This is a genomic window from Bradyrhizobium sp. UFLA05-108 (assembly GCF_059803455.1).
Genome location: NZ_JBANAZ010000092.1, coordinates 1 through 15,391, shown reverse-complemented (window position 1 = coordinate 15,391; position 15,391 = coordinate 1). Strand labels below are relative to the sequence as shown.

Here is a 15,391-nt window from a genome sequence, read left to right as displayed (position 1 = left end):
CGATCCCTTGCGGCCCGCGGTTTCATGCCAATGTCACGTTGTTCGCTGCCAGGAGCTGAGGGAATGCCTCGCTTGCGAGGTATCTGTGTTCGCGCTCGCGGACATCAGTCATTGGATCGAGGCTCCGCAACGTCTCGTCGACGAAGCCGGGATGACACATCACGAGACCGCCGTCCGGCAGGTCCGCGATGAACTCGCCCATCAGCTTGCCGAAATCAGTCTCGTCGCGCGTGAAATCATAGGCGCCAGCGAAGCCAGGGTTGAACGCGAGACCGGCCTGCCGCGCGCGGCGGCGGAATTGCGCGCTCAGGACATCCAGCACCAGCGCTTTCGGCGAGCCGAGCCGCTGTGCAAGCGGCAACTCGCGGCCGCCCTGGCGCACCCAGGCTTCTGGCGCGGCGTCGCGGATTGCGGCGACGAAGCCATCGCGCACCTGCGGAAAGAGCTGCACATGCTGATGGCCGTCGACGAAATCAGGCGCGCGTCCGAACGCCTGCGTGAAGGCCGCGAGCTGAGCCTTCACCTCCGCGTAAATGATCTCACGGTCGAGCCGCCGCATCAGTCCCGCACGCAGCAGCTTTGGGAAGGCCAAGAACATGTCGCCTTCGAGCGGGCGGAAATGCATGGTCAGCGGGCGGAACGGTGCCGACAGCGTGACATGCAATCCGATCGCGCAGCGCGAGCTTTTCGTCCGAGACGCTTCCAGCGCGTCGATCTCGCTGCGACCGATTGCAGGTCCCGGCATCATCACCGATGTCGCATTGAGACGGCTGCGTTCGATGAGGTCGCGAATGGCGCGGTTGACGCCCGCGCTGATCCCGTAATCGTCGGCGCAGAGCCAGATACGCCGCGGCTTCGCCGCTTCGTTCATTCGGCCGCCGTCCGGCTCGAGGCGTCGTCGGCGTTGCCGGTCTCGACACGCTTCTCGCTGTGCTCGGCGACGAAGTAGATCGGGCGCGCCTTCAGCTCGGACAGGATCTTGCCGATATACTCGCCGACGATGCCGATCATGATGAGCTGCACGCCGCCGATCGTCATCAGGCCGACCACGAGCGAGGGATAGCCGGGCACCTGCTTGCCGGTGGTGAAGACCTCCCAGAGGATGGAGAGGCCGAACAGGAAGGCAACGCCGGCGAGCACGACGCCGAGCAGGCTGGCAAAGCGCAACGGGGCCACCGAGAACGAGGTCAGGCCCTCGATCGAGAGTCCGAGCAGCCGCGCCGCATTGAAGGTGGTCACGCCATGGGCGCGTGCCGCGGGTTCGTAGTCGACGCGGATCTGGCGGAAGCCGATCCAGCTTGCGAGCCCCTTGAAGAAGCGGTTGCGCTCGGGCAGTTGCCGCAGCGCTGCGACTGCGCGCGGCGACAGCAGGCGGAAGTCGCCGGCGTCTTCAGGGATCTTCTGCCGGGCGCCCCAATTGATCAGCGCGTAGAAGCCGTGCACGGCGAGCCGGCGCAGGAACGGCTCGTTGTCGCGATGCGCCTTGGCGGTATAGACAACGTCGTAGCCGTCATCGATCCAGTGCCCGACGAGCTGTTCCACCAGCGCCGGCGGATGCTGGCCGTCGCCGTCCATGAACATCACGGCGCCGCGGCGGGCATGGTCGAGGCCGGCCATCAGCGCCGCCTCCTTGCCGAAATTGCGCGACAGCGACACCACCTGCACATCGATCGCGTCGGCCGGCAGCGCGCGGGCGATCGCAAGCGTCGAATCGGCGCTGCCGTCGTCGACATAGACGACCTCGCAAGCGAGGCGATAGCGGTCCCGCAGCGTCCTGGCGAGATCGCAGAGCCGCTGGTGCAGCGAGGCAAGGCCCGCCGCCTCGTTATAAACCGGCACGACAATCGACAGCCCTTTGGCCGCGGCGCTCGTTGCGGTGGTGGTCAGGGCGGAAACGTCAGAGCCCAGCGTCATCGATCAAGGTTCCAGAGCACTCAAAACTCGTTCGAACGGCATATGGTAGCTGTCGTTTGCTGTCGCTACGCTGAACGCGCCCCAAGGGATCCCCGCGCCTCACTGCCGCAGGAACGCCTCGAGCTTGGCGAACAGCGGGTTCTCGCGGTCGAAGACGTAGTCGAGCGAGACCACCGAGACGGTCTCGGCGCCATGGTCGCGCAGGAAACTCGCCAGCGCATAGAGTTTTGCGGGTGGACAGTGCAGCGTCAACATCCCCGACGAGGTCGGCCCGCCGAACGGCGCTTCCACGCCGAAATTCCGGTGGGCCTCGCTCAGCAATGGTGCATCGCACTGCCGGAAGCGGGTGCGGACCTCGCGGTATTGGTTTGCCCGCGCCCGGGCCGCGATGTGATCGAGGATCACGCGCGCCGTCTCCCGCGCCTCCGGCGACCAGTCGGCGTCCCTGGAGGCGACCAGATTGGCCTGGCTGCGCAGCATGACACCGTCGTCGAGGATCTTCAGGCCATTGGCGGCAAGCGTGGCGCCGGTCGTGGTGATGTCGACGATCAGCTCGGCGGTACCGGCCGCAGGCGCGCCTTCGGTCGCGCCGGTGCTTTCGACGATCCGGTAGTCGACGATGCCGTGGCTCGAAAAGAACGCCCGCGTGAGGTTGATGAACTTGGTCGCGACCCGCATCCGCCGGTGGTGCTGCTCGCGGAAGCCGGTGGTGACGTCGTCGAGATCGGCCATGGTGCGGACATCGATCCAGGCCTGCGGCACGGCGACCACGACGTCGGCATAGCCGAAGCCGAGCCGCTCGATCAGCGCGACGCGCTTGTCGGCATCCGCAATGTTCTCGTGCACCAGATCCTCGCCGGTGACGCCGAGATGCGCCATGCCGCGGGCCAGCTGCGAGGCGATCTCGCTGGCCGAGAGATAGGCGATCTCGACATTGTCGAGGCCGGCGATGGTGCCGCGATAATCGCGCGCACCGCCCGCCTTCGACAGCGTCAGCCCTGCGCGGGCGAAAAAGGCTTCGGCGTTTTCCTGGAGGCGGCCCTTGGACGGAACGGCCAGAACGAACGGCGCGCTCATGACTTAAGCTCCCTTGCGGCCGATCGTGGCGAGCGCATCGACCCAGACCGAGAAGCCGACCGCGGGGATCGGCGTCTGCGATCCGAGCTGGGTCATCAGGCCGTCGTAGCGGCCGCCAGCGACCAGCGGCTCAACGCCATTGCCCCTGTGATGCACTTCGAACTCGAAGCCGGTGTAGTAGTCGAGACCGCGTCCGAACGAGGTCGAGAAACGCGTCTCCTTCACGTCGATGCCGCGCGCGGCCATGAAGCCGACGCGGTTCTCGAACAGGTCGATCGCCGCCGAGATATCCAGCCTGGTGTCCAGGGCGAGCGCGCGCAGCTCGGCGACCGCCTGATCCGGATTGCCTGAGATCGACAGGAAGCGCTTGAGCACGGTCAGCGCCTCGGGCGGCAGGGCGCCGCTCTTCAGGGTGGATTGCTCCAGGAAGCGGTCGGCGATTTCGGCCGTCGTGCGGCCCCCGACATTGGTGGTACCGGCGATCGACATCAGGTCGGTGACCAGCGCAAGCGCCGCCTTGCGGTCGGAGCCGGCTAGGGCCGCCAGCACTCCCTCATATTCGTTGCGGGTGGTGGCGGTTGCAATCGAGAGGCGTCCCAGATCCTGCTCGAGGCTGATCTTGCGATTGAAATCCTTGATCAGCCGGCGCCGCCAGACCGGAAATAGGTCGAGCGCGTCGATCACGGCATTGAACAGAGCCACGTCGCCGGTGCGGATCTCGACGTCGCGAACGCCGAAGGCTGCGGTCGCCTCCAGCGCCAGTGCGAGCATCTCGGCGTCGGCCGCGGCGCGGTCCTGGCGGCCGAAGGATTCGATGCCGGCTTGCAGGAACTCGCTCGGACGGCCGCTCCGGTAGCGAAACACCGGGCCGAGATAGCTGAAGCCCGCGGGCTCGCCGGCGCTTCCCGAGGCGAGGTAATCGCGGGCCACGGGAATCGTCAGGTCCGGGCGCAGGCAGAGTTCCTCGCCGGTCGGGTCGGTGGTGAGGTACAGGCTCTTGCGGATGTCCTCGCCGGAGAGATCCAGGAACGGCTCGGCCGGCTGGAGAATCGGGGGCTCGGCGTGGACGTAACCGGCCTGCGCGAACGACAACAGCAGCGTATCCGCCCAGGCGGCGGAGCCGGCAGCATTTGAGGTGGCAGTCGCGGTCATGATGAGGTCCGTTTGTCCCGGCGGGACCGGGGCGGGCAAGGTGAGGTCGCGTGTTGGCGCAGCCCCTTAGCATGGCCCGATGACGGTTTCGACCTCCAATGGACCAATGGCTTAATGGTCACCTAGCCGGGATGGCCGCCCCAATCGCCGAGCACGGACTGGACGAGTGCAAGGGCCGCTACCGCCGCGGTATCGGCCCGCAGGATCCGCGGACCCAGGGCCAGGCGCAGGGTATGGGGCTGGCGCAGCACCAGGACGCGCTCCTCCTCGGCAAATCCGCCCTCGGGGCCGATCAGCACGTCGATGCCCTGAGCCGCATCGCGCGCCGTTTTCAGGGCCTCGATCGGGTTTTCTGTCTCCGCCGCCTCGTCGCAAAACACCAGGAGCCGCTGTGCGGCGCGCTGGCTGAGGAAGCGCTCGAGCGGAACCAGATCGGCCACGGTCGCAAGGCTCAGGATGCCGCACTGCTCGGCCGCTTCGATGACGTTGGCGCGCATGCGCTCGCCATTGACGCGCGAGGCCTGGGTAAAGCGGGTCACCACCGGTTGGAGGGTCGAGGCGCCCATCTCCACCGCTTTCTGGACGACGTAATCCAGCCGCGCATGCTTGAGCGGAGCGAAGACGTAGGCGAGGTCAGGCAGGTTATCCTGCGTGCGGGTCTGCTGGAGGATCACCAGGGCATCGGGGCGTTTGCGGCCCTCGATCGCGGCCTGCCATTCGCCGTCGCGGCCGTTGAACGCCAGGATGGGATCGCCGGCGCCAAGCCGCAGCACGTTGCCGAGGTAATTGCTCTGGTCACGGTCGAGCGCGACCCGGGCGTCCTGGATGAGGTCGGCCTCGACGAACAGGCGGGGGGCACGGAAGTCGTGGGAAGGCATGCGTTCAGGGTCCGGTTTGCGGCGTTCTTAACCGAAAGCAGGGATTTGGGGGTAAATATTGCCTTCAGCGTGCGTCCCCGCGCCGCGCTCTTGCCCTATTCGAGGGGTTGTTAAGGTCCGGCAGGAATCGTAAAAGCGCGAAAACGCCGGTTGCGCTTCAATTGGGAAGGCGCCACCCCCCCCTGTGGATCCTGCCGGAGATACAGCCTTGATGATCCGTCGTTTGATGGTTCCGATCACTGCCGCCATGGTGGCGATGGGCGCGGCCAGCGTCCAGGCGCAGAGCGCGTTCCCCGCGCCGCTGCCCGGCCAGGCTGCGGCCCCCGCGAACGATTCCGCTTTTCCGCCGGTCAACGGCCGCGCGCCGGTCGCCAGCATCGGGGCCCCACCGCAGGCTTCGTTCCCGACCAATGGCGCCCCGCCGGTCGGCGGGGGCGGCTTCAGCGCCGCGTCGCCGAGCGCGCCCAGCGCCGGCGCCGAGCAGTGCATGAAGGCCTTCATGGCGCTGCGGGACGAGACGGAGAAGCGCGGCAAGCTGATCAAAGCCGCAAGCGATCGCCATGCGCCGCCGGATGAGGCCTGCAAGCTGATTGGCAGTTTCGTCCAGGCCGAAGTGAAGATGATGAGATATGTCGAGGCCAACGCCGCCAAATGCGGAATTCCTCAGCAGATCAGCGAGCAGTTGAAGGCCGGGCACAAGAACAGCGAGGGCATGCAGAACAAGGTCTGCCAGGTGGCGCAGCAGATCAAGCAGCGCGGGCCGGCCGGCCCATCCCTGAGCGAAGTGGTGGGCTCCGGGTCGGCGCCCGAAGCCAACGCCGCCAAGAAGGGCGGCAACACCTTCGACACGCTCAACGGCAACGTCCTGACCCGATGAGGCGTGTGCCGCGGATTTGAAGTTCCTACGGTGCTTGCCGCGAGACCTCATCGGAACTTCAAATCGGCGGCACGTGAACTATGATTTCTAGCGAGTGATCTTATAGTTTTCGAAGTTCGTACCGGAATGCATTGCGATGGAATACGAACTTCGAAAACCGGGCACTAGCGCATCCGCCCGCGTTGCCGATTCCACCGGCAACTGGGTCGATACAATCGCGCCGCAATGGGCGCAGCCTTATTTGCGGCTGTCCCGCTACGATCGCCCGATCGGCTCCTGGCTGCTGTTGATGCCGTGCTGGTGGTCGGCGGCGTTGGCCGCCGGCATCGCACGCGATGTTCGTCATCTGCCGCTTACGATCGTCCTGTTCTTCATCGGTGCCTTCGTCATGCGCGGCGCCGGCTGCGCCTGGAACGACATCACCGACCGCGACCTCGATGCCAGGGTCGAGCGCACGCGCTCGCGGCCGCTGCCCGCGGGACAAATCACCGTGAAGCAGGCGCTGGCCTTCCTGGTCGCGCAGGCGCTGGTCGGCCTCATCGTGCTGCTCCAGTTCAACCGCTTTGCGGTCATGACCGGCATCGCCTCTCTCGTGATCGTCGCCATCTATCCCTTCATGAAGCGCGTCACCTGGTGGCCGCAGGTCTTCCTCGGCCTCGCTTTCTCCTGGGGCGCGCTGATGGGCTTTGCCGTCACCTTCGCGCGCGTCGATCCGACGGCGCTCGTGCTTTACGCCGGTTCGATCGCCTGGGTGATCGGCTATGACACGATCTATGCGCATCAGGACGCCGAAGACGATGCGCTGATCGGCGTCAAGTCCACCGCACGCCTGTTCGGCGCGCACACGCATCAGGCGCTGATCATGTTCTACGGGCTCGCGGTGATGCTGATCGGCGTCGCCTTTGCCTCCGCGGACGTACGCTGGCCGGCTTGGCTCGGGCTCGCCGCCTTTGCCGCGCATCTGGCCTGGCAGGTCAAGCGGTTGAACATCAGCGACGGGGCGCTCTGCCTTCGCCTGTTCAAGTCGAACAAGCATGCGGGGTTGCTGCTGTTTGCGGGGCTGCTTGCCGACGCGGTGATGCGGGCATCGTAGGGCGGGCAAAGGCGCGCTTGCGCCGTGCCCACCATCTTTCCACGATTGCGACAGAAGAGGTGCGCACGCTTTCGCTTTGCCCACCCTATGGCACCGTCAATTCCTCGCGATGATCTCGCGCTCGTCGCGATGGACCGGCAGCTCGCGCGCGACGCCGGCGCGCCGGCGTACCAGAAATTTCGGACGGCGATCGCGGATCGCGTTGCGGCGGCGGCGCCGGGCTGCGGGATCGCGTTTGGCTTCGTCCAGCTGGGGCAGGGCGAAGATCTCGCTCCACATCGTCCATGCCTTCGCGATCTCGTCGGCGTCGGCGCTGACGAGAAGCGGAACGGCAAGCGAAGGATCGCGATGCACGAGGACGAGCATTTGCGCGTCGTCGATGCCGCGTAGCGCAATGCCGATGAAATCGCTGACGCGGACATTGACGGCCATCTGCATGCCGCGCACGGCACGGCGCAGCACGACGCGTTCGCGATGAAGCTCGATGTGCCTGACGTGGCCGTCGGCGCGCGGATCATGCGCATCGAAACGGACCGGCAGAGAAAGAGGGTCGAGCCGCAAGGAGCGGCTCGACCCGGCGGGATTGGCCCCGCTTGTTGCTGTTTGACGCCTCACGGCTCGTAAGTCTCCCCGCCGGGATTATGTTCCCGGTCGATGCGAGGACCTTAGCGCGACAGGTTGCTGAAACGGCTTAAAAAGGCTGGTTAAGGAGGCGTCACCGCCCAGCATGATTGACAAGACCTTGGCGCGCATGATTGACGGGACGTTGCGCGAAAGGCGAGAATCTGAGCTTTTCGTGACCTGAAAATGCTTGAAGTCCGCTCCAATTGGGCACATCTGGTTGGTTTGGCCGCAACTGGCTTCGAAACCGCCAATCCCGACAGGATTTCGTTCGTGAACGCTTCACCATCCGCAAGCTCGACGCTTTCGTCCAAGGCCAACCGCGACCTTTTCGATCAATCCGCGCTGTCAGATCTCGCGCAGCGGCTGGTTGAGGCAGCCAAGCGTGCCGGCGCGGACGCGGCCGATGCCGTCGCCGTGCGCGGCATCTCGCAGGGCGTCGAGGTCCGCGACGGCCGCGTCGAGGAATCCGAGCGTTCCGAGGGCGATGATGTCGGCCTGCGCGTGCTGGTCGGCCAGCGCCAGGCGGTGGTCTCGACCAATGACGTCAGCGGCGACGCCGTGACCAAGCTCGCGGAACGCGCGGTTGCGATGGCGAAGGTCGCCCCGCTCGACAAATATGTCGGCCTCGCCGATCCCGCGCTGCTGGCGCGCGACTTCCCCGATCTCGACCTGCTCGATCCCAACGTGCCCGCCACCGCCGAGCTCGAGCGGCGCGCGCTGGAAGCCGAAGCCGCCGCGCTCGCCGTGACAGGCGTGACGAAATCCGGCGGCGCGTCGGCCTCCGCCGGCATCGGCGGCATGGTGCTGGTGACGAGCACCGGCTTCCAAGGCTCTTACCTCCGCTCCAGCCAGGGCATCTCGGCGACCGCGATTACCGGCGAAGGCACGAGCATGGAGCGCGACTACGATTTCACTTCGGCGCCGCATGCCGCCGATCTGCTGTCGCCCGAAACGGTCGGCCGCTCCGCGGGCGAGCGCACCGTGGCGCGCTTCAATCCGCGCAAGGTCGAGACCTGCAAGGTACCCGTCGTGTTCGATCCGCGCGTCGCGGGCTCGCTGGTCGGCCATCTCGTCGGCGCCATCAATGGCGCCTCGATCGCGCGCAAGACCAGCTTCTTGAAGAACAAGCTCGGCCAGCAGCTCTTTGCCAGGAACATCCGCATCATCGACGATCCGCTGCGCAAGCGCGGCCTGCGCTCGCAGACCTTCGACGCCGAGGGCGTCGCGGTGAAGAGCCAGGCGCTGGTCGACGAGGGCGTGCTGACGACCTGGCTGCTCGACTGCGCGACCGCGCGCGAGCTCGGGCTTCAGACCACCGGCCACGCCCATCGCGGCGTCTCCTCCTCGCCCTCGCCGGGGCCGTACAATCTGCATCTCGAAGCGGGAACGCCGACGCCGGCCGAGCTGATCTCCGACATCAAGCAGGGCTTCTACGTCACCGACCTGATCGGCTCCGGCGTCAACGGCGTCACCGGCGACTACAGCCGCGGCGCCTCGGGCTTCTGGATCGAGAACGGCAAGACCACCTATCCCGTCAGCGAGGTCACGATCGCGGGCCATCTGTTCGAGATTTTCAAATCAATGCAGCCGGCCAACGATCTCGAGTTCCGCTACGGTATCAATGCGCCCACGGTGCGCATCGAGGGTCTGACGCTTGGCGGACGTTGACGCGAGCACGATCGGCGAGACCATCCTGACACGCGACGCGGCGCTGCTGAAGGAGACGGTGCGGGAAGCAGGGAGCCTCGCTCATGCGATGTTCCGCACCGAGCTGAAGAAGTGGATCAAGGGCGCCTCCTCGCCGGTCTCCGAAGCCGACATCGCCGTCAACGATCTCCTCGAGGCGCGCCTGCGCGGTGCGACACCTGACTATGGCTGGCTCTCGGAGGAGAGCGCCGACGACGAGACGCGGCTGAAGCGGCGGCTGGTCTGGGTCGTCGATCCCATCGACGGCACGCGCAACTATCTCAATGGTCATGACGACTGGTGCGTCAGCGTGGCCCTGGTCGAGGATGCATCGCCCATTCTCGCCGCTGTCTTTGCGCCGACGAGCGGCGAGTTCTTCTTCGCCGCGCGCGGACGCGGCACGACCTTGAACGATGTGCCGGTGCGGGCGACGGAAGGCTCAGAGCTCGATTTCTCCCGGGTTGCCGGACCGAAGCCGCTGGTCGAGCGCCTCAAGCCGTCACTGGGCGAGATCAAGCTGCATCCGCGAATCGGTTCGCTGGCGCTCCGCCTCTGCCGGGTTGCCCATGGCGCGCTCGATGCGGCTTTTGCGGGGGGCAACAGCCATGACTGGGACCTTGCGGCGGCCGATTTGATCGTGCAGGAAGCGGATGGTAGGATGAGCGACCTCTCCGGAGATCCCCTCCTCTATAATCGCCGGGAAGTGGCGCACGGGGTGCTGGTGGCCGCGGGCCGCGACCGTCATGCAAACATTGTCGCACATTTTCGAAAGCGCCCCTTGCCCTGAGCGCGTCCGTCGTGCTTATCGATCACTGCTTGCCGGGCAGCCCGTTAGGAAGAGAACCCATGTCAGATAGCGCCCCGCAACAACTGCTCCATCTCGTCATCGGCGGCGAGCTCGTCGACCTCGAACACAACACGTTCAAGAATCTGGACGACGTCGAGATCGTCGGCCTCTACCCGAACTATGCGACCGCTCACGCCGCCTGGCGGGCCAAGGCGCAGAGCACGGTCGACAATGCGCAGATGCGTTATTTCATCGTCCATCTCCACCGGCTGCTCGACCCGGGTCAAGAACCGAAGCCGGCGCGTTGAAGAGACTGCTTCGCAATACGCTGCGAAGCAGCTTCGTTCAGCGTGCCGCCGGTTTCCTGGCGGCCGAATATCTGCGTCTGGTCTGGCGGACCAACAAGTTTACGTTCGATCCGCCAGACGTCTACGGCCAGGTCGAGCCACGGATCCCGGCGATCTTCGCCTTCTGGCACGGTCAGCATTTCCTGACGCCGTTCATCAAGAACAAGGAGTCCTACCGGGCCAAGGTGCTGATCTCGCGGCATCGCGACGGCGAGTTCAACGCCATCGCGGTGGAGCGGCTCGGCATCGGCACCATCCGCGGCTCCGGCGACCATGGCGGCGCCTTCCACCGTAAAGGTGGCGTCGGCGCTTTCAGGGAAATGGTGCAGGCGCTCCAGGACAACTATAATGTGGCATTGACGGCCGATGTCCCGAAGCGCGCGCGCGTCGCCGGGCTCGGCATCATCATGCTGGCACGGGAATCGGGGCGGCCGATCATGCCTTTCGCGATGGCGACCAGCCGCTTCATCCGGCTCAAGAACTGGGATCGCACCACCATCAATTTGCCATTTGGGCGAGGCGCATTGGTGGGCATCAAGGAAATCAACGTCCCTCCGGACGCCGACGCCGCCACCATGGAGGCGCTGCGGCAGGAGCTGGAGGAGACGTTGAACGAAGCGACCCGCCTCGCCTATGCCCAACTCGGCCGCCCGGAACCGGACCATGCCTAATTCGCTGCCGATGACGCTGCGGATGTACCAGCGGCTGTCGTCCGGCCTGGTGCCGCTCGCGCCTGCGCTGATCAAGCGCCGGCTCAAGCAGGGCAAGGAAGACCCGGCCCGCGTCGGCGAACGGCGCGGCCTCAGCGAGGACGTGCGGCCGCATGGCCCGCTGGTCTGGATCCACGGCGCCAGCGTCGGCGAGGTGCTGGCCGCAGCGGCGCTCGTCGAGCGGCTACGCGACCTCAATTTGCGGATCCTGCTGACATCGGGCACGGTGACCTCGGCCGCGATGGTGGCCAAGCGCTTTCCGCCCGACGTCATCCATCAATACGTGCCGTATGACTCGCCGCGCTATGTCGCGCGCTTCCTCGATCACTGGCAGCCGTCGCTCGCTTTGTTCATCGAATCCGATCTGTGGCCGAACCTGATTCTGGCGGGCGCCGCGCGGCGCGTGCCGATGGTCCTGATCAACGGGCGGATGTCGCCGCGTTCCTTCCCGCGCTGGCGGCGGGTGCAGGGCACGATCTCGGCGCTGCTCTCCAAGTTCGACATCTGCCTCGCGCAGTCGAAGACCGATGCGGAGCGCTTTGCCGCGCTCGGCAGCCAGAACGTCGCGATCACGGGCAACCTCAAGCTCGACGTGCCGGCCCCGCCCGCAGATCCCGCAAAGCTCGAGCGGCTGATGGCGGTGACGCGGGGACGTCCCATCATCGTCGCGGCCTCGACCCATCCGGGCGAGGACGAGATGCTGATCTCGGCGCATCGCACGCTCACTGGTTTCTTTCCTTCGCTGCTGACCGTGATCGTGCCGCGTCATCCGGATCGCGGCTCGTCGATATCGGGGTTGATCACGGCCGCGGGCCTGAAGCCGGGCCAGCGCTCGCGCGAGGAGCTGCCGACGGCTGCGACCGACATCTATGTCGCCGACACCATGGGCGAGCTCGGCCTGTTCTACCGCCTGTCTCCGATCGTGTTCATGGGCAAATCGCTGATCGGGCATGGCGGCCAGAATCCGATCGAGGCGATCAAGCTCGGCGCCGCCATCGTCCACGGGCCGAACGTCTCCAACTTCAGCGAGCTCTATGAGGCGCTCGACCAAAGCGGCGGCGCGCGCGTCGCCGACAGCCAGGAGGCGCTGGTGAAGCAGCTCGGCCAGTTGCTCGCGGATCCCGCCGTGCGCGACAAGATGCAGCGCGCCGGCCATGGCGTGGTGGAGCAGCTCGGCGGCGCGCTGGATCGCACGCTCGTGGCCCTCGAACCCTATCTGCTTCAGCTCCGGCTCGAGATGGGAGCCGCCAATGCGTGAGCCGGCCTTCTGGTACCGGCCACGTTCGTTCAAGTCGCATCTTTTACGGCCGCTCGGTGCGCTCTATGGCGCGGTCGCGGAGCGCCGCATGATGCGCAAGGGCTTTGATGCCGGCATTCCCGTGCTCTGCGTCGGTAACTATCATGTCGGGGGCGCCGGCAAGACGCCGACGGTGCTGGCCCTGACCAAACTCTTGCGCGCGCTCGGCGAAGCTCCGGTCGTGCTCAGCCGCGGCTATGGCGGGCGCTTGCAGGGCCCGGTGATAGTCGATGCTGCCAGGCACAGCGCGGCCGATGTCGGCGACGAGCCGCTGATGATGGTGCGCGAGGTGCCGGTCGCGGTGGCGCGCGACCGCATCAGTGGTGTTGCGCTTGCGAGGTCGCAGGGCGCGACCGTGATCCTGATGGACGACGGCTTTCAGAATCCGCGCATCCAGAAGGATGCCTCGCTCATCGTGATCGACGGCGTGCGCGGGATCGGCAACGGCGAGGTGTTTCCCGCAGGGCCCCTGCGCGCGCCGCTGAAGATGCAGATGTCGCGCACCGACGCGCTTGTTCTGATCGGCGACGGACAGGCCGTGGACGGCATCGCCGCCGAAATCGCCGCGCGCGGAAAACCGGTGCTGCGCGCGCGTCTGAAGCCGGAGGCTGTATCGGTCGCGCGGCTGTTCGGCAAGCCGGTGCTCGCCTTTGCCGGAATCGGCGATCCCGAGCGCTTCTTCCGGACGCTGCGTGCCAGTGGCATCGACGTCGCGCGCGCGCATCCTTTCGCCGATCATCACATGTTCTCGAAGGCCGAGATCGATGCGATGGTGGATGAGGCAAGACGCGAGCAGCTCACGCTCGTCACCACCGAGAAGGACCTCGCGCGCCTGCGCGGCATGGCGGGCCTCAGCCCCGACATCGTGTCGTTCGCCGTCACGCTCGAATTCGACGATATGCCGGGCCTGCGCCGTTTCGTCAGCGACCGCCTGTTCAGGGCAAGAGAGAGCAGGTTCGCGGCGCGCTGAATTGCAGTTTGTAGCGGGCGCTGAATTGCAGTTTGTAGGGTGGGCAAAGCGAAGCGTGCCCACCACTTTCTGTCTCGGTTAGGGAAAGATGGTGGGCACGGCGCTGCGCGCCTTTGCCCACCCTGCGCAATCCCCATTCAGCCGCCATTCATCGAATGCTGCCTATCGATGCAGGCTCGAACGGGAGAATTCGCGTGAACTGTCGTCCATCGCCGTCGCCGCCAGCGCGGCCATCACTCCTGCGACGTCAGCGCGCGCGGAAAATGCCGTTGCAGCACGGCGGTCGGTTGGGCGTAGGCCTCTTGCAGGTCGACGCTCCAGTATTTCAGCTCGTCGAGAGGGATCCGCGTGTCGGTCACGGCGCAGCGCACATAAGTCCCCGGCGAGATCACGCGAAAATCGCCGTCCAGATATTGCACCTGCGCCTCGCCATGGCCCGAGGGGCCGAACTTGTTCAGCACGGTCGATCGTCTCCGTGGAAGCCCGCGTGAGGGGCGTGATTTGGTTGATTTCAATCTAGCATAGATGGGGTCGCTTGTCCGCCCGTTAAACCCACCGATTTGTGATGTTTTGCAGGCATTTCCGCGTGATAATTTTGCTGCGAAGGATCGTTGGTCCCGGTCCGCTCATGACCCGGCAGTCTCCGATGCGCCTTCCGTTCACCATTCTCTTCGCAATGCTCCTGATGTCGGTCGCGCGCGCCGCGCCCGCGCCGCAGGCGATCGAGATTCCGCTTGGCTCGGGAGCACTGCACGCGCAGCTCTACAAGCCCGATGGCGATGGCCCGTTTCCGACCGTGATCGCGCTGCACGGCTGCGGCGGCCTTGGCGGTCATTCCGATCCCGTGCTGCCGCGCTACCGCGACTGGACCGAGCAACTGCTCAAGGCCGGCAACGCGGTGCTCTGGCCCGACAGCTACGGCTCGCGCGAAGTCGGGCCGCAATGCCGCGTCAAGGACGTGCACGTCAAGGCGCGGCGCGAGCGCGTTGCCGACATCGCGGCGGCACGCGGCTGGCTGATGAAGCAGCCCTGGGTCGCGCGCGATCGCGTCAGCCTGATCGGTTGGGCCAATGGTGCGAGCGCGCTGCTCTGGGCCGTGCGCCCGCAAAACGCCGGCCGCGATGGTGCGCCGGATTTTCGCGCCGCGATCGCGTTCTATCCGGACTGCCGCATTTCGGCGGGGCTCGGCTGGAGCACGCGCGTGCCGACTCTGCTCCTGATCGGCGGCAAGGATGACATCTCCTCGCCGCCGGCCTGCCGCCAGATGGTGGACGGCGCCTACGGCCGCAGCGCGCTCGCACGCATCGTGGTCTATCCCGGCGCCTATCACGATTTCGACCGCGCCAACCTCCCGCTGCACGCGCCTGCCACCAGCCCCGACGTGGCAACGCCCGATCGCGGCCATGTCGGAACCGACACCGAGGCCCGCGCGGATTCGCAGAAGCAGGTCGCGGAATGGCTGGCGCGGTGAGGGGAGGGCGGGCCGGCAGTTCCCCAAGCGGGGCCGCCCGAGGAACAACGTCGTAGCGGACAGCCCCGCATCGAGCACCGCCCTGCACAGGTCGTCATGGCCGACAGCGTAGAGCTACGAATCGTGTAACGCGCCGGTTTCAGGTTTCATTCAGCGTCGCCGGTCATAGTTCGACCATGATGTCAGCTAAACGCCATTCATCATGATGAACCGCTTCTTCCTGTTTTCCTCCGCACTGGTCGTCTTCACCATCGCGATCCTGCTCTTTGAGGCCCACGCCGGCGCGCCGATGGCTGCACCGGAACATTGCGGCTTCTGGACCACGATCGATGCCGGATTGTCCTGCCGGTAGATCGCCGGCTCTCGCTGCAGCGCGAAGTGCATAGCAACGCGTTCTGGACTTGCGATAGCGGGTGCTATTGCTCGCACTTCGTCATTGCGAGCGCAGCGAAGATTCCATGGGGAGTGGATAGCGACCGGGTCTGAGGCCAGACTGAGGTTGCTGAAT

Annotated in this window: 17 protein-coding genes; 9 read left to right on the top strand and 8 right to left on the bottom strand. The window is 66.1% G+C overall.

Annotated elements, in window-relative coordinates; all coding sequences use genetic code 11:
• Window positions 1-22: 22 nt before the first annotated feature.
• The 5 genes from SO140_RS40660 to SO140_RS40640 form a co-directional block, all read right to left on the bottom strand.
• Window positions 23-871, bottom strand: a complete 849-nt coding sequence (locus SO140_RS40660; RefSeq protein ID WP_449376813.1) for a ChbG/HpnK family deacetylase — start codon at window positions 869-871, stop codon at window positions 23-25.
• Window positions 868-1,914: a glycosyltransferase family 2 protein gene (locus SO140_RS40655; protein WP_449376812.1), complete on the bottom strand. Its 1,047-nt coding sequence runs from the start codon at window positions 1,912-1,914 to the stop codon at window positions 868-870. Before SO140_RS40655 ends, SO140_RS40660 begins: the two co-directional genes overlap by 4 nt.
• Before the next feature lie 99 nt (window positions 1,915-2,013).
• The gene (hisG, locus tag SO140_RS40650; RefSeq protein ID WP_449376811.1) at window positions 2,014-2,991 is read right to left on the bottom strand and encodes an ATP phosphoribosyltransferase; all 978 of its coding nucleotides are present in this window, start codon (window positions 2,989-2,991) and stop codon (window positions 2,014-2,016) included.
• A gap of 3 nt (window positions 2,992-2,994) precedes the next feature.
• Window positions 2,995-4,143, bottom strand: coding sequence for an ATP phosphoribosyltransferase regulatory subunit (locus SO140_RS40645; protein ID WP_449376810.1), 1,149 nt, complete (start codon window positions 4,141-4,143; stop codon window positions 2,995-2,997).
• Window positions 4,144-4,265: 122 nt separating this feature from the next.
• Entirely contained in the window at window positions 4,266-5,021 is a 756-nt protein-coding gene (locus SO140_RS40640; protein ID WP_474802408.1) for a 16S rRNA (uracil(1498)-N(3))-methyltransferase, read from the bottom strand.
• Window positions 5,022-5,232: 211 nt separating this feature from the next.
• Here SO140_RS40640 and SO140_RS40635 point away from each other — a divergent pair, with 211 nt between their 5' ends.
• Together SO140_RS40635 and ubiA are read left to right on the top strand one after the other, a co-directional pair.
• The gene (locus tag SO140_RS40635; protein ID WP_449376809.1) at window positions 5,233-5,898 is read left to right on the top strand and encodes a hypothetical protein; all 666 of its coding nucleotides are present in this window, start codon (window positions 5,233-5,235) and stop codon (window positions 5,896-5,898) included.
• Window positions 5,899-6,034: 136 nt separating this feature from the next.
• On the top strand, window positions 6,035-6,991 hold the full coding sequence (gene ubiA, locus SO140_RS40630; RefSeq protein WP_449376808.1) for a 4-hydroxybenzoate octaprenyltransferase: 957 nt from the start codon (window positions 6,035-6,037) through the stop codon (window positions 6,989-6,991).
• 96 nt (window positions 6,992-7,087) lie between these two features.
• On the opposite strand, the gene SO140_RS40625 is transcribed toward ubiA, so the two are convergent.
• Entirely contained in the window at window positions 7,088-7,606 is a 519-nt protein-coding gene (locus tag SO140_RS40625) for a DUF6101 family protein (protein ID WP_449376807.1), read from the bottom strand.
• A gap of 279 nt (window positions 7,607-7,885) precedes the next feature.
• Here SO140_RS40625 and SO140_RS40620 point away from each other — a divergent pair, with 279 nt between their 5' ends.
• From SO140_RS40620 to lpxK, 6 genes are read left to right on the top strand one after another with little or no spacing between them, the layout of a single operon-like run.
• Window positions 7,886-9,283, top strand: coding sequence for a TldD/PmbA family protein (locus SO140_RS40620; RefSeq protein WP_449376806.1), 1,398 nt, complete (start codon window positions 7,886-7,888; stop codon window positions 9,281-9,283).
• Entirely contained in the window at window positions 9,270-10,088 is an 819-nt protein-coding gene (locus SO140_RS40615) for a 3'(2'),5'-bisphosphate nucleotidase CysQ (protein ID WP_449376805.1), read from the top strand. The genes SO140_RS40620 and SO140_RS40615 overlap by 14 nt, the downstream gene beginning before the upstream one ends.
• Before the next feature lie 59 nt (window positions 10,089-10,147).
• Window positions 10,148-10,396 carry a DUF4170 domain-containing protein gene (locus SO140_RS40610; protein ID WP_449376804.1) on the top strand — a complete coding sequence of 83 codons (249 nt, stop codon included), beginning with the start codon at window positions 10,148-10,150 and terminating at the stop codon, window positions 10,394-10,396.
• On the top strand, window positions 10,393-11,106 hold the full coding sequence (locus tag SO140_RS40605; protein ID WP_449376803.1) for a lysophospholipid acyltransferase family protein: 714 nt from the start codon (window positions 10,393-10,395) through the stop codon (window positions 11,104-11,106). The genes SO140_RS40610 and SO140_RS40605 overlap by 4 nt, the downstream gene beginning before the upstream one ends.
• Entirely contained in the window at window positions 11,069-12,403 is a 1,335-nt protein-coding gene (locus SO140_RS40600) for a 3-deoxy-D-manno-octulosonic acid transferase (protein WP_449376802.1), read from the top strand. The genes SO140_RS40605 and SO140_RS40600 overlap by 38 nt, the downstream gene beginning before the upstream one ends.
• Window positions 12,396-13,412, top strand: coding sequence for a tetraacyldisaccharide 4'-kinase (gene lpxK, locus SO140_RS40595; protein ID WP_449376801.1), 1,017 nt, complete (start codon window positions 12,396-12,398; stop codon window positions 13,410-13,412). Before SO140_RS40600 ends, lpxK begins: the two co-directional genes overlap by 8 nt.
• A 233-nt stretch (window positions 13,413-13,645) precedes the next feature.
• Here the strand turns inward: lpxK and SO140_RS40590 are convergent, their stop codons facing one another.
• Window positions 13,646-13,873 carry a DUF2093 domain-containing protein gene (locus tag SO140_RS40590; RefSeq protein ID WP_449376800.1) on the bottom strand — a complete coding sequence of 76 codons (228 nt, stop codon included), beginning with the start codon at window positions 13,871-13,873 and terminating at the stop codon, window positions 13,646-13,648.
• Between the two features lie 185 nt (window positions 13,874-14,058).
• Between SO140_RS40590 and SO140_RS40585 the strand changes: the two genes are divergently transcribed.
• On the top strand, window positions 14,059-14,883 hold the full coding sequence (locus SO140_RS40585) for a dienelactone hydrolase family protein (RefSeq protein ID WP_449376799.1): 825 nt from the start codon (window positions 14,059-14,061) through the stop codon (window positions 14,881-14,883).
• Window positions 14,884-15,069: 186 nt separating this feature from the next.
• Here SO140_RS40585 and SO140_RS40580 read toward each other — a convergent pair.
• The coding region (locus tag SO140_RS40580; RefSeq protein ID WP_498543913.1) for a hypothetical protein at window positions 15,070-15,391 on the bottom strand (322 nt) is incomplete at its 5' end.